11 protein-coding genes and 1 other RNA gene are annotated in these 14,754 nt (G+C 29.5%); 1 reads left to right on the top strand and 11 read right to left on the bottom strand.

The annotated features are described in order from the left end of the window. Positions 1 to 284: 284 nt before the first annotated feature. Positions 285 to 617: a transfer-messenger RNA gene (ssrA, locus tag NGI68_RS14045) on the bottom strand. Positions 618 to 1,428: 811 nt separating this feature from the next. On the opposite strand from ssrA, the gene NGI68_RS14050 reads away from it, so the two are divergent. Next, on the top strand, positions 1,429 to 2,592 hold the full coding sequence (locus NGI68_RS14050) for a dicarboxylate/amino acid:cation symporter (protein ID WP_251862087.1): 1,164 nt from the start codon (positions 1,429 to 1,431) through the stop codon (positions 2,590 to 2,592). A gap of 178 nt (positions 2,593 to 2,770) precedes the next feature. Here the strand turns inward: NGI68_RS14050 and smpB are convergent, their stop codons facing one another. From smpB to NGI68_RS14100, 10 genes are all read right to left on the bottom strand, one after another. Beyond that, complete coding sequence (gene smpB, locus NGI68_RS14055) at positions 2,771 to 3,241, bottom strand: SsrA-binding protein SmpB (protein WP_251862088.1); 471 nt, start codon at positions 3,239 to 3,241, stop codon at positions 2,771 to 2,773. An 87-nt stretch (positions 3,242 to 3,328) separates the two neighbouring features. Further along, positions 3,329 to 4,087, bottom strand: coding sequence for a 5'/3'-nucleotidase SurE (gene surE / locus NGI68_RS14060; RefSeq protein ID WP_251862089.1), 759 nt, complete (start codon positions 4,085 to 4,087; stop codon positions 3,329 to 3,331). A 327-nt stretch (positions 4,088 to 4,414) separates the two neighbouring features. Beyond that, positions 4,415 to 6,559 carry a ribonuclease R gene (gene rnr, locus NGI68_RS14065; protein ID WP_251862090.1) on the bottom strand — a complete coding sequence of 715 codons (2,145 nt, stop codon included), beginning with the start codon at positions 6,557 to 6,559 and terminating at the stop codon, positions 4,415 to 4,417. 212 nt (positions 6,560 to 6,771) lie between these two features. Next, positions 6,772 to 7,005 (bottom strand): preprotein translocase subunit SecG, encoded by a 234-nt coding sequence (secG, locus tag NGI68_RS14070; RefSeq protein WP_251862091.1) that lies wholly within the window; start codon positions 7,003 to 7,005, stop codon positions 6,772 to 6,774. 223 nt (positions 7,006 to 7,228) lie between these two features. After that, positions 7,229 to 8,524, bottom strand: a complete 1,296-nt coding sequence (gene eno / locus NGI68_RS14075) for a phosphopyruvate hydratase (protein WP_251862092.1) — start codon at positions 8,522 to 8,524, stop codon at positions 7,229 to 7,231. Positions 8,525 to 8,578: 54 nt separating this feature from the next. After that, on the bottom strand, positions 8,579 to 10,108 hold the full coding sequence (gene gpmI, locus NGI68_RS14080) for a 2,3-bisphosphoglycerate-independent phosphoglycerate mutase (RefSeq protein ID WP_251862093.1): 1,530 nt from the start codon (positions 10,106 to 10,108) through the stop codon (positions 8,579 to 8,581). A 24-nt stretch (positions 10,109 to 10,132) separates the two neighbouring features. Further along, on the bottom strand, positions 10,133 to 10,879 hold the full coding sequence (tpiA, locus tag NGI68_RS14085; protein WP_251862094.1) for a triose-phosphate isomerase: 747 nt from the start codon (positions 10,877 to 10,879) through the stop codon (positions 10,133 to 10,135). A gap of 46 nt (positions 10,880 to 10,925) precedes the next feature. Next, positions 10,926 to 12,122 carry a phosphoglycerate kinase gene (locus tag NGI68_RS14090; RefSeq protein WP_251862095.1) on the bottom strand — a complete coding sequence of 399 codons (1,197 nt, stop codon included), beginning with the start codon at positions 12,120 to 12,122 and terminating at the stop codon, positions 10,926 to 10,928. A gap of 292 nt (positions 12,123 to 12,414) precedes the next feature. Further along, on the bottom strand, positions 12,415 to 13,422 hold the full coding sequence (gene gap, locus NGI68_RS14095) for a type I glyceraldehyde-3-phosphate dehydrogenase (protein ID WP_251862096.1): 1,008 nt from the start codon (positions 13,420 to 13,422) through the stop codon (positions 12,415 to 12,417). Between the two features lie 68 nt (positions 13,423 to 13,490). Further along, positions 13,491 to 14,522 carry a sugar-binding transcriptional regulator gene (locus NGI68_RS14100; protein ID WP_251862097.1) on the bottom strand — a complete coding sequence of 344 codons (1,032 nt, stop codon included), beginning with the start codon at positions 14,520 to 14,522 and terminating at the stop codon, positions 13,491 to 13,493. Positions 14,523 to 14,754 lie beyond the last annotated feature (232 nt).

The following is a 14,754-nucleotide window of genomic DNA, read 5'->3' on the forward strand; positions in this document are numbered from 1 at the left end:
TGTTATTCCATTATCTCTAATGGCACTGACTATATCTTATGGTGAAAACTTGTAAGTTTTCATCATCTTGGCATGTTATAGAAGTTATATTATAGTTTTAAACTTCTATCCTAGTATTTCTTACTTAAGAAAATTTTATTTCTTAAGGTTAGAAACCTATGAGTCGATACACGGCTGTTGGGTTTCCCCACATACCACTCGGTATTGCCGACGCCTTTACGTTTCGGTTTCACCGATAAAGCCAAGTTTTCACTTATGAATTACTTCATAAGGCGACTCTCTTTTGAATCGAACCCCTGTCCGAAAGCAGCAACCCCTGAGCATCTCCGAGTGCAGTTTATCCTTTTACATTCCCTCCTCTAAGCGCCGATAAACAGGCTCTTAGATTTAGTAGCTTCATTAATTCCGTTCCTTACTCAAAGCTTTGTAAGGCTCGGGACCCCACTGTCGACGCCAGGCCCTAAGTCGTGGGTCTCTTAGGCTGACGAGCTGCAACTATTAGGCAGCTAATGCAAAATTATCGTTTGCGATTATCTTTAAGTTCCCAGTTTTTTAACGCAGGTACAGGATCCCTTCGACTCGCTTCTCAGGAGCAACTTGCCCCCGTCGAAACCATTGCGCCCCCATATTATAAAAATTTATATGGTTTTTGCAACGATATTTACATATTAAATTTTTTAGTATCTATAGTTTACAATATGAAAATGTAATTGTCAAATACTCTTACAAGTTAAAACTGTCAATACTTTGAAAATATGCTTATTAAATACTATTTTTAGTCATTATTATAAATATATTTAGAATGTAATTATAAAATACTACTTGTGCATATTAGTATAACTATTTTTTAATATATTACTCCATAAAAACTATGCACAAATCAATTCAGTAAACATATAATATATTATTATTTTAGGAATTTCAATATTTATTTTTTACTATTTTTACACAAATTTTTGAATTTTTGTTTTAGTTTTCATTGACAAATATTATAATATTATTTATAATTTAGTCAAAAATACTATTCAAATAGGTATACTAAGAATTAAAAGCTATGAATAGAGAAAGTACGTTAATAGAAACTTTCAGAGAGAAGTCTCCCCTGGCTGTAAGAGACTTTAAGTGAAAATTACCAGAAGTGCCTCTAGGAGCTCTTTTTCGAATAAAGTAGATTTTAGCGTGTACGCCCGTTATAGCGTTATGGTATGTTTGTACCTGATACTTAGAGTTATATGCCCTTTGACATATAAACAGAGTGGGACCGTGGAATATAACTTCTGCCTCTGTACTAGAGGTAGGAGTTTTTTGTTTGCAAAAATTTAGTTAATAAAACACTATATACAAAATTAAAATTCTAATGTTTATTTAAAAATTAAAATATTTTAAAAGTGAAAATATTTTAATTATATTAATAAGGGGGATTATAAAATGAAAAAATTGTTTGATAATTTAATTTTCAAACTTGTTCTTGGAGTTATCATAGGTATACTAATTGGTTCCTATGCTTCCAAGGCTACAATAGGTGTAGTAATTACCATAAAATATGTTTTGGGTCAAATTATTTTCTTTGCTGTACCTTTAATAATATTAGGTTTTATAGCACCTTCCATAGCTAGACTAAAACAAAATGCTAGTAAATTCTTAGGTATAACAGTGCTTATTGCTTATATTTCTTCTGTGGCAGCTGCATTTTTGTCTATGGTTACTGGTTATGCCTTAATTCCTAAACTTTCCATAGCATCTAACCCAGAAGGTTTGAAAAAATTACCAGAATTAATATTTAAATTAGACATACCACCTATTATGAGTGTTATGAGTGCTTTGGCTTTAGCCTTATTATTAGGTCTAGCTACTGGATGGAGTAATTCAGATTTGGTTGAAAAATTATTAGATCAATTTCAAAATATAGTTTTAAGTATAGTAAATAGAGTTGTTATACCTATACTACCATTTTTTATAGCAACGAATTTTTCAGCTTTAGCTTATGAAGGAAGTCTAAGTACACAATTACCAATATTTTTAAAAGTTATAATTATAGTTTTAATAGGTCATTTTATTTGGCTTACTGTTCTTTATTTAGTTGGAGGAGCTATTTCAAAAGAAAACCCATGGGAAGTATTGAAGCACTATGGACCTGCCTATCTCACAGCAGTGGGAACTATGTCTAGTGCAGCTACTTTGCCTATAGCTTTAAACTCTGCTAAAAAATCATCAGTTCTTAGAGAAGATATTGTTGATTTTAGCATACCATTATGCTCTAATATTCACTTATGTGGTTCTGTTTTAACAGAAGTTTTCTTTGTAATGACAGTTTCTCAAATCTTATACGGTAAATTACCACCTTTTGGTACTATGCTATTATTTATATTATTACTAGGTATATTTGCAATTGGAGCTCCAGGGGTTCCGGGCGGAACAGTTATGGCGTCTTTAGGATTAATCATCAGTGTGTTATCCTTTAACGAAGCTGGTACTGCACTAATATTAACTATATTTGCCCTTCAAGACAGTTTTGGAACTGCATGTAATGTAACTGGAGATGGTGCTATAGCACTAATGCTTACAGGTATTGCTAAGAAAAAGAATTTATAAATTTAAAGTTTCATATAGACATTTAATTTTAAAAGAATATTATATCTTAAAAATATATTTAATTTTAATATAGCGAAAATAAAAATACATTTCATAAACATATGAATCAGTTTATGAAATGTATTTTTTATTGTAGCGGTATTAAAATTAAATATATTTTATACACCCTTATTCATTCTTAATATTTACTTCTTTCTTTAATCTGTCTATCTATTTCTCTTTTTGCTGCTTTTTCTAGCATAACATCTCTCTTATCATAATTTTTCTTACCCTTAGCCACAGCTAAACTAACTTTTACTCTTCCATGCTTAAGGTATAATGATAGAGGAACTAGCGTGTATCCTTGTTGAGTTGTAAATCCTACCAACTTATATATTTCGCTTTTGTGAAGTAATAATTTTCTATCTCTTAAGGGATCTTTATTATATATATTACCTTGCTCGTAAGGACTTATATGCATATTTCTAACAAAAACTTCTCCATTTCTAATATCAGCATAACTATCTTTCAAATTTGCTTTTCCTTGCCTTATAGATTTAACTTCTGTTCCTACTAATTCTATACCTGCTTCATAGGTTTCTTCTATAAAATAATCATGCCTTGCTTTTCTATTTTCTGCAAGAGTACTGTTTCCCTTCTTTTTACTCATAAAATCACCGCCTAACGGAATAACTTTTTCGTTGTAATAATAAGTATATCATCTATACATACTCATTTCAAACATAAGGACTTTAATTTATCTTATAAATAATTCTTCTGTTTGTGATAATATATTAAAATTGGTTAAATCATAATGTAAAGGTGTTAAGGTCACATATTTATTTTTTATATAATACACATCTGTACCTTCATGTATATCCTCATTTTTCTGCCCTTCTAATGTAAATATTTTATTTCCTTCTTTATCTGTTTCCTCCGAAAATCTAGTATTAAAAATTCTATTTCCTACTTTACATACTTTTATTCCTTTTATTTCTTCTTCACTGCAAAAGGGTACATTTAAATTTAAAACTACATCATTTTTCAAATCCTCTATTTGGATTTTATTTAACATTTCTAATGTATATTTTGCAGCTATATTATAATTCTCTTTTTTGTCTTTTCTAAATTCTGTAGATACAGCAATGGAGGGTACCTTATACATAGCTCCTTCTATAGCAGCAGACACTGTTCCTGAATATAATATATCATCACCTATGTTGAGACCTTTATTGATGCCTGACATAACTATATCAATATTATCTATACCTAACTTATCTAAAGCCACTCTCACGCAATCTGCTGGAGTTCCACTTGTGCTATAGGCTTTCACTTTATAAGGTTTCTTTACCTGTTTTACTACTATAGGTTCTCTTATAGTTATAGAGTGACTTGATGCACTTCTTTCGCTTTCTGGTGCTACCATAATAACATTATGATTCTCACTTAATAGTTCTCCTAATGTATTTATTCCCTCAGCATTTATACCATCATCGTTAGTCAATAATATATTCATATTTAGCCTCCATTTTATAGATTTTTATTCTTTTAATATAAATCATACACTTATAATATTAGTATATTTTTCATAATTTTACTATTATATATGTTTAATAATACATGGCTTTCTAAATTATATATTATATAGTTGTCCATTATTAAAACTTTTATAATATATAAATAAATTAATATAATATAATATAAATTTTAAACTAATGCATTCTTATATACTTTAGAATTATTAACTTCACAATAAATCTATAAGAAAAACTCAGTATTAACTTTAAACTGAGTTTCTCTTAAATTTATTTTTTATCTATAAATTAGCATTAAGTTTTGTATCTTATATATTTTCTGACTGTTCCTTTTCCTCATGTTCTTTTATAATATCAAAATATATTTCATGGCTAAATAAGTCCACTTTTGAAACTTTAATTTTCACTGCATCCCCTAATCTATATACATTTTTACTAGCTTCTCCAATTAAACTTAATCGTCTTTCATCATATATATAATAATCATCAGATAGTGTACTTATATGAACTAGCCCTTCTACAGTATTTGGTAGTTCTACAAACATTCCAAAGTTAGTTACTGAAGATATTATGCCTTCATATTCTTCTCCTATTCTTTCGCTCATGTATTCTGCTTTCTTTAGATCATCTACTTCTCTTTCCGCTTCTTGGGCTATTCTTTCCATTTCAGAAGATTGCTTAGAGGCATATTCTACTTCTGTTGTAAGTCTTGCCACTCTCTTATCATTAATCTTTCCATTTATATATTCTTTTATTATTCTGTGTATCATAAGATCTGGATATCTTCTTATTGGTGAAGTAAAGTGACAATAATATCTTGCGGCTAATCCAAAGTGGCCTATACATTCTGGAGAATATCTAGCCTGCTTTAAAGAACGTAAAAGTAATGTACTAACTACTGTTTCTTCTTTTTCTCCTCTTACTTTTTCTATAATGCTTTGTAGTGCTTTTGGATGAATATCATTACTCCATTTTATAACATATCCTAAGTTATGAACGAATTCATTAAAATGCATTAATTTTTCTTCATCTGGATCTTCATGTATTCTATATACGAAAGGAAGATTAGACCAGAACATATGCTCTGCTATAGTTTCATTACAAACAAGCATAAATTCTTCTATTATTCTATTGGCTATAGCTCTTTCATAAGGTTTTATATCTATTGGTTTACCCTTTTCATCTAATATTATTTTGCATTCTTCAAAATCAAAGTCTATAGCCCCTCTTTTTAACCTTTTCTTATAAAGTACTGTGCATAATTCCTCCATAAGTTTAAAACTATCTACTAAATTACTATATTTATTTATAGTTTCTTCATCCTTGTCTCTTAATATTTTAGTTACATCTGTATATGTCATTCTTTCAGTAGTTTTTATTATACTTTCCACTACCCTATGATCCACCACTTTACCACTCTTATCTATTTCCATAAAACAACTTAAAGTTAATCTATCAATTTTAGGATTTAAACTACATATTCCATTGGATAATTTTTTAGGTAGCATTGGTATTACTCTATCTATAAGATATACTGAAGTTGCTCTTTTTAACGCTTCTCTATCTAGTGGATTCTTTTCTTTTACATAATGAGATACATCTGCTATATGTACTCCTAAATAGTAGTTCCCATTAGATAGTCTCTCTAAAGATATTGCATCATCTAAATCCTTAGCATCTTCTCCATCTATAGTAACAATAGTTAAATCTCTTAAGTCTTCTCTTTTTTTATATTCTTCTTGTGGAATTGTCTCTGATATATTCTCTGCATAACTTTGTACTTTTGCTGGGAATTCTTCTGGTAGCTTATTTTTCTTTATTATAGTCAATATATCTATGCCTTTTTCTTCCTTATAACCTAATATTTCTATAACTCTTCCTTCTGGATTTCTTCTCTTTTCTGGATAAGTCACAATTTCTGCTACAACCACTTGGCCTGTTTTTGCTCCATTTCTATGTCCCTTGGGTATAAATATATCCTGATGTATCTTTTGGTCATCAGAAACTACAAAACCAAAATTTTTACTATCTTCATATACTCCTATAATTGTTTTATTTCCTCTATCTAATATTCTTATTATTTCACCCTCGCACCTTTTACCGTTAGCTGATTCTTTAGTTATTTTTGCTAGTACCCTATCATTATGCATAGCTCCATTCATGCTAGATGCAGGTATAAAAATATCCTCTCTTTCTTCTTCTGGTATAACAAATCCAAATCCCTTTTGGTTACCCTGAAGCTTTCCTACAACTAATCCCATTCTAGATGGTATTCCGTAATGTTCTGTTCTTGTTTTAACTATTTGACCATCTTTTTCCATATCCCTTAACATTTTTTCAAATTCTTTATATTCATGTTTAGTTACTCCAAACACTTGCTTTAATTCTTTTATGTCCATAGGCTTGTATGCCTGTTCTTCCATAAAAGCTAATATTGTTTCCTTTACTTTCATAAAATCCCTCCTATAATTAAATATTTCTAATATATATTCTAAGCATTAATCTATTTTTTTATAATATAATCCACAATTTTTATATGTTATATTATATCATAGTAAATATATCCATAAGTTAATAAATATATTTTAAAATTTTTTATAAAAAAATAGCTGTTAATTATTTACATTAAACAGCTAATTAAATTCATACTCTTTTAAGTTTTTTATTATTTAGCTAATAAATTTTGTGCTAATACTATGGCAGCAAATAATACAGAGCTTATTACTGTAATTCTTGATAACATAGATTCAGAAGTTCTAGTTCTATTCTTTGAATAAAAAGTTTCTGAACTTCCACCCATAAAACCACTTAATCCATTAGTCTTACTAGGTTGCATTAAAACTACTATAATTAATACTATTGAAACTATAGTTAACGCTACTATTGAAAATGTATGCATTTTATATCCTCCTAATATGTAAAAGATTATATATCCTTACTATTACAATAATCCAATTTAATTCATAATATATAATTTTATTTTAACACATAATTTACAGTAATACAACGACTTAACTTTAGAGATTTATATTCATGTTGTAATCACAAAACCCATTTAAAATTGTATATTTAAAATAACAAAGTGCTACTCACAAGATGAGTAACACTTTATTCCAAAACTATTATCTATTGATATTATAGAATGCTTTTAAACCTCTATATTCGCCCATATAATTAAGTTCTTCTTCTATTCTTAATAATTGATTATATTTAGCAACTCTTTCTGATCTTGCTGGAGCGCCTGTTTTTATTTGTCCTGCATTCACAGCAACAACTAAATCAGCTATTGTTGTATCTTCAGTTTCTCCTGATCTATGAGATACTACTGCTGTATATCCAGCTCTTTCTGCCATTTCTATAGCATTTAATGTTTCTGTTAATGTTCCTATTTGATTTAGCTTTATAAGAATTGAATTTGCAACTCCTAATTTTATACCTTTAGCTAATCTTTCAGTATTTGTAACGAATAAATCGTCTCCTACTAATTGGATTTTATCTCCTACTTTTTCAGTAAGTATCTTCCATCCATCCCAATCTTCTTCTGCCATACCATCTTCTATAGATATTATTGGATATTTTTCTACTAGTTCTGCATAGTAGTTTGCCATTTCTTCAGGAGTTAATACTCTACCTTCTCCTGCTAAATTATATTTTCCATCTTCAAATATTTCTGATGAAGCTGGATCTAAAGCTATAAATATATCTTTTCCTGGAGTATATCCTGCTTTCTTTATAGCTTCTACTATAACTACTATAGCTTCTTCATTAGACTTTAGATTTGGAGCAAATCCACCTTCATCACCTACTCCTGTATCATATCCTTGTGATTTTAATGTTGATTTTAATGAATGGTATACCTCTGAACACATTCTTAAAGCTTCACTAAAAGAAGGTGCTCCTGCTGGCATTATCATAAATTCTTGAAGATCAACATTATTGTCTGCATGCTTTCCACCATTTATTATGTTCATCATAGGTACTGGTAAAACTTTAGCGTTCACTCCTCCTATGTATTGATATAAACTTATTCCTAAAGATTCAGCTGCAGCTCTTGCACAAGCTAAAGATACTCCTAGCATTGCATTAGCGCCTAATTTCCCTTTATTATCTGTTCCATCTAACTCTATCATAGTTTTATCTATAGCTACTTGATCTAAAGCGTTCATTCCAACAAGTTCATCTGCTATTATGCTATTTACATTATCTACAGCTTTTAAAACACCTTTACCTAAATACTGAGATTTATCTCCGTCTCTTAATTCTACTGCTTCAAAAGCTCCTGTAGAAGCTCCTGATGGAACTGCTGCTGTTCCTACTGTTCCGTCTTCTAGTTCTACTTCTACTTCTACTGTAGGGTTACATCTTGAATCTAATATTTGTCTTGCATATACATCTACTATCTCCATATAATTTTTCATTTTGGGTCCTCCTTATTTTTAAAAAACTTATTTTTCTCAAATATAGTTTCCCTATTATTTAATAAGACTATTCCCTGTCATTTGATTTGGCTTTGGAAGATCCATAATTTGTAACATTGTTGGTGCTATATCTGCTAATCTTCCGCCATCTTTTAATTCCCTACTGTTGTTAGATACATACATAAATGGTACTGGATTTGTTGTATGAGCTGTCATAGGCTTTCCTGTAGAATAGTCTATCATTTCTTCAGAATTTCCGTGATCAGCTGTAATAAAAGCAGTTCCGTCTTTCTCTAAAATCTTTTTCACTATTTTTCCTACACAGTCATCTACAGTCTCTATAGCTTTTTTTGCCGCTTCAAAAATTCCTGTATGACCTACCATATCTGGGTTAGCAAAATTTAATATTACCATATCATATTTATCTTCGTCTAATCTTTCCAAAAGTTTATCTGTAACTTCATATGCATTCATTTCCGGTTGCATATCATAAGTTGCTACCTTTGGAGATGGAACTAAAACCCTGTCTTCTCCTTCATTAGGTTCTTCTACTCCACCGTTAAAGAAGAAAGTTACATGAGCATATTTTTCTGTTTCAGCTATTCTTAATTGTTTTTTGCCTTTTTTACTTACATATTCACCTAAAGTATTAGTTAAGTGTTGTGGTGGAAAAGCTACTTCTACATTTTCCAATGTACTATCATATTCTGTCATAGTAACAAAAGTTAAATTTAAAGCTTCTCTTTCAAAGCCATCAAATACTTTATCGTTTATAGCTCTGGTAAGTTCCCTGGCTCTATCTGGTCTAAAATTAAAAAATATTACTGAATCATTATTTTGTATTTTTGCTTTAGCTTTTCCTTCTTTTAATACTACTGTTGGTAAAACAAATTCATCAGTTTTGTTATCTTTATAAGATTTTTCTAATCCTTCTATAGATGAATTAGCTTCTTCACCTTTTCCTAATACAATAGCATTGTAGCAAAGTTGTACTCTTTCCCATCTTTTATCTCTATCCATTGCATAATATCTTCCTGATACTGTAGCTATCTCACCTACACCAATTTCTTTCATGTAGCTTTCTATTTCTTCTATATATTCTTTAGCTGATGATGGGGCTACATCTCTTCCATCCAAAAATGCATGAACATAAACTTTTTTCACATCTTTTTCTTTTGCTAATTTTATTAAGCCTTTTAAATGATCTATATGAGAATGTACTCCACCTGGTGATAAAAGGCCTAAAAGATGTAAGATAGAATTGTTTTTATTTGCATTTTCTATAGCTTTATTCAAAGCTGCATTTTCAAAAAAATCTCCATCTGAAATAGCTTTAGTTATTTTTGTAAGAGCTTGATATACTATTCTTCCTGATCCTATATTTAAATGTCCTACTTCTGAATTTCCCATTTGTCCTTCTGGAAGACCTACATCCATTCCGCTAGCACCTAAATGAGTATGTGGATATTTTTTTAATATACTATCTAAATTAGGCTTATTAGCTGCTGATACAGCGTTACCATCTACTTTATTTGTTAACCCAAATCCGTCTAATATCATCAAAACTACTGGTTTTTTACTCATAGTTTACCTCCTCAGGTGATGAAACTAGTAATTTACTATAGCTGCAAAATCTTGTGATTTTAAGCTTGCGCCTCCTACTAGTGCACCATCAATCTCTTCTTTAGCCATTTGTGCTTTAATAGTACCAGGTTTAACAGATCCACCATATTGGATTCTTACTTTATCTGCTACTTCTTTACCATACATATCTTTTACTACAGTTCTTATATATCCTATAGTTTCATTTGCTTGTTCATCTGTAGCAGTTTTTCCTGTTCCTATAGCCCAAATTGGTTCATATGCTATAACTAATTTTTCTACTTGTTCTTTAGTTAATTCTTTTAATCCAACTTTTATTTGTTCATTTAAAACTTTTTCTGTTACGTTTCCTTCTCTTTCATCTAAGCTTTCTCCGCAACAAACTATTGGAATTAAATTATGTTCAAATGCTTTTTTTACTTTTTTATTAACAGTTTCATCTATTTCATTAAAATATTGTCTTCTTTCACTATGTCCTATAATTACATAATGAACTCCTAATTCTTCTAACATTTTAGGCGCTATTTCACCTGTATAAGCTCCATTTTCTTCAAAGTGCATATTTTGAGCTCCTACTTTTATATTAGTTCCTTTAACTTCTTCTAATACTGCTGGAAGGCACACATAAGTAGGGCATACAACTACATCACATTTTGCATCTTTAACAAGTGGTTTTAGTTCTTTAACCAATTCTACTGCTTCTTTTACAGTTTTGTTCATTTTCCAGTTTCCTGCTATTATAGCTGTTCTCATTATAAAATCACTCTCCAAATATATTTTTTAATACATGTCTTTTTTCCTATTTGTCATTAAGAGCTGCTATTCCTGGTAGTTCTTTTCCTTCTAAGAATTCTAAAGAAGCTCCTCCACCTGTAGAAATATGAGTCATCTTATCTCCAAATCCAAGTATATTTACTGCTGCTGCACTATCTCCTCCGCCGATTATAGTTACAGCATTAGAATCTGCCATAGCCTTAGCTACTTCTATAGTTCCATTTGCAAAGTTTTTAAATTCAAAAACTCCCATAGGTCCGTTCCATACTACTGTTTTTGCTGATTTTATAGCATCTGAATATATTTTTGATGTTTTAGGTCCTATGTCTAATCCCATATATCCATCTTTAATGTTTTGATCTTCAGTTACAACAGGAGTTGCATCTTTATCAAATTTATCAGCTATTACATTGTCTATTGGCAATAATAATTTTACACTTTTTTCTTTAGCTTTAGCTATCATTTCTTTTGAATATTCTACCTTATCTTCTTCAACTAAAGAAGTTCCTATAGTATATCCTTGAGCTTTTAGGAATGTATATCCCATTCCTCCACCTATTATTAATGTATCTACTTTATCTAATAAATTATTTATAACATTTATTTTATCTGAAACTTTTGCTCCACCTAATATTGCTACAAATGGTCTTTCTGGTTTTTCTACTGCATTTCCTAAGAATTTTAATTCTTTTTGTATTAAATATCCGCAAGCTGCTTCTTTTAAATAATTTGTAACACCTACTGTTGAACAATGTGCTCTATGAGCTGTTCCAAATGCATCATTCACAAATAGATCTGCAAGAGAAGCTAATTCTTTAGAAAAATTCTCTTCATTTTTAGTTTCTTCTTTTCTGTATCTAGTATTTTGTAATAATACTACATCTCCATCTTTCATTTCTTCTACAGCTTTTTTAGCATTTTCCCCAACTACATTATCATCATCTGCAAATACTACTTCCTTATTTAACATTTCTGATAATCTTTTAGCTACTGGTAATAATGAAAGTTCTTTTTTAGGTTCACCCTTTGGTTTTCCCATGTGTGAACAAAGTATAGCCTTAGCACCTTTTTCCATTAGATATTTAATTGTTGGAAGTGCTCCTACTAATCTATTTTCATCTGTTATTTTTCCTTCACTTAATGGTACATTAAAATCACATCTTACTAATACTTTTTTACCTTTTACATCTATATCTTCTATACTTTTTTTATTATAATTCATTGACATCCACCTCTTTATATAATATTATTGGGCTCATTAGCATATATAATTTGTAATTTATGCTACACTATCTTATTTTATTTTAGCTTTATTGCTATAATAATGTCAATATTTACTATATACTTGTAATAGATTTATTCGTTATAATAATATATTACATCAATATTTTTAACTCAATATCAATAATGTATAAAAAAGGTTTGGACTTATATATAACAAACCCAAACCTTTTTTCCCTTAAAAGTAGGACTTTTAATATATTTATTAAAAGTATCCTCTCTATTTTTTTATATTAAAGTCTATCAGCTACAAATTTAGTTAGGTCTGCTAATCTATGAGAATAACCATATTCATTGTCATACCATGAAACAACTTTAACTAATCTATTGTCTATTACACTAGTTGATAATCCATCAACTATTGAAGATCTTTCGTCTCCTCTGTAGTCGATTGATACTAGTGGTTCTTCACTGTATCCTAATATTCCTTTTAATTCATCTTCAGATGCTTTTTTAAATGCTGCGTTAATTTCTTCTACAGTTACATCTTTTTTAACTGTGAAAACTAAATCTGTTAATGAAACAGTTGGAGTTGGTACTCTTACTGCCATTCCGTTTAATTTTCCTTTTAATTGTGGTAATACTAATGCAACTGCTTTAGCTGCTCCTGTAGTTGTTGGTATCATTGATTCTGCTGCAGCTCTTGCTCTTCTTAAATCTTTGTGTGGAGCATCTAATACTCTTTGGTCTCCTGTATATGCATGAATAGTTGTCATTAGTCCTGCTTCTATTCCAAATTCTTCGTCAAGAACTTTAGCAAATGGAGCTAAACAGTTTGTTGTACAAGATGCATTTGATATTATGTTATGGCTTGCTGGATCATATTCATTATGATTAACACCCATAACTATTGTTTTATCTTCATTTTTAGCTGGTGCTGAAATCAAAACTTTTTTAACAGTTCCACCTATATGAGCCTTTGCTTTTTCTGCGTCTGTAAATAAACCTGTTGATTCTATTACTATTTCTGCTCCTGTTGAATTCCAATCTATGTTTTTGGGATCTCTTTCTGCAAATATTTTAATTTCATTTCCGTTAACTATGATTGAAGATTCTTTAGCTTCTACAGTTCCGTCAAATTTTCCATATAAACTATCGTATTTTAATAAATGAGCTAGTGTAGCTGGGTTTGTTAAATCGTTGATAGCTACAACTTGTAATTCGTTTTTATAGTTTTTTACCAAAGCTTTAAAAACATTTCTTCCTATTCTTCCAAATCCATTAATAGCAATTTTAACCATTCTAAGTACCTCCTAAAATTATAAACATTATTATTTTTTATATATATTTTTATCTTTTATAAACTAAATTATTTACTTTCTAAAATATTAATAATTTCTCTAGCAGCTCCCTCATCTGTTATTAATACACTATTTTTATTTCTGAGTTCTGTTGCCAGTATAGCCTTAGCTTTCTTCTGACCACCTGATACTGCTATAAGTTTATCTACATTTTTTATGTTTTCTCTTTTTATACCTATAGTAGGACTTGAATATACTACATTACCTTCAGTATCAAAATAATATCCAAAAGCTTCTGCCACAGCACCATTTTCTTTTATATAATTTATTTCTTCTGGCGCCATTCCTCTTCTTCTTCCCATTACTTCAGCTATTCCTATACCATGTATTAATATATTAACTTCATATATTATATCTAATACTTCTTTTATTGATTTTTCTTCCATAACAGCTTTTAATGCTATCTCACTAAGGTTATCTTGTACATGCATTAATTTATAATTAGCATTAATTCTAGAAGCTAGATTTGCAACTAAAGTATTAGCTTGCATTTCTACATTTCTACCTATACCACCTCTTGCTGGAACTACTACTACATCTTTTAATGTATTAATTTTTGGCATATTATCTATAACTTCTTTTACATTACTACCACCAGTTAATGCTATTATATCTTTATCTTGTACTATATTCTTTAAATAATTAGCTGCAGCTTTTCCCAATTCATTTTTAACTGTTTCATCTTCATCTAAATTTCCTGGAACAATTATTACTTGGAATATTTCTAATTTGTTTTTAAGTACATCTTCTATTTCTTTTAATCCTTTTACTTCATGTATAAAAGATTTTAACTTTTCTATTATTTTTTCCCCTTCTTTTGTTACAGTCATACCTGAAGAATTAATATCTATTAAGCTTTGACTTTTTAGGAAATTAATTTCTGTTCTCACTATTCTTTCTCCTATTTCTAAGTCATTTGCTAAGACTCTTCTTCCTATAGGCTGTTTGTAGTAAATAGTTCTTAATATGTTATATCTTTTTTCTAAAAGCCTTAACATTTCTGGAACTATCTTCTGCTGCAACTTTAGAATATCTTCCATTGCGTACACTCCTCAGCTTTGATTAACCCTTGGTCTTTTTAAGTCCCTTATATCTTTTTTATGTCCCACCTATATTATAAGATAATCCTTTCTACTTTTAAAGGGTTTTTTAAAAATTTTTTTATTTTTTTATTTTTAACATTAATTTTCAAAATTCAAACTTATTTTTCCCCGAAGATTATTTTTAATTCTATATATATTTAATTTTGTTATATAGCTTATGATTAATAAA

Origin of the sequence: Clostridium sp. Marseille-Q2269, from assembly GCF_943736985.1 — a bacterium.
Lineage (GTDB): Bacteria > Bacillota > Clostridia > Clostridiales > Clostridiaceae > Clostridium_F.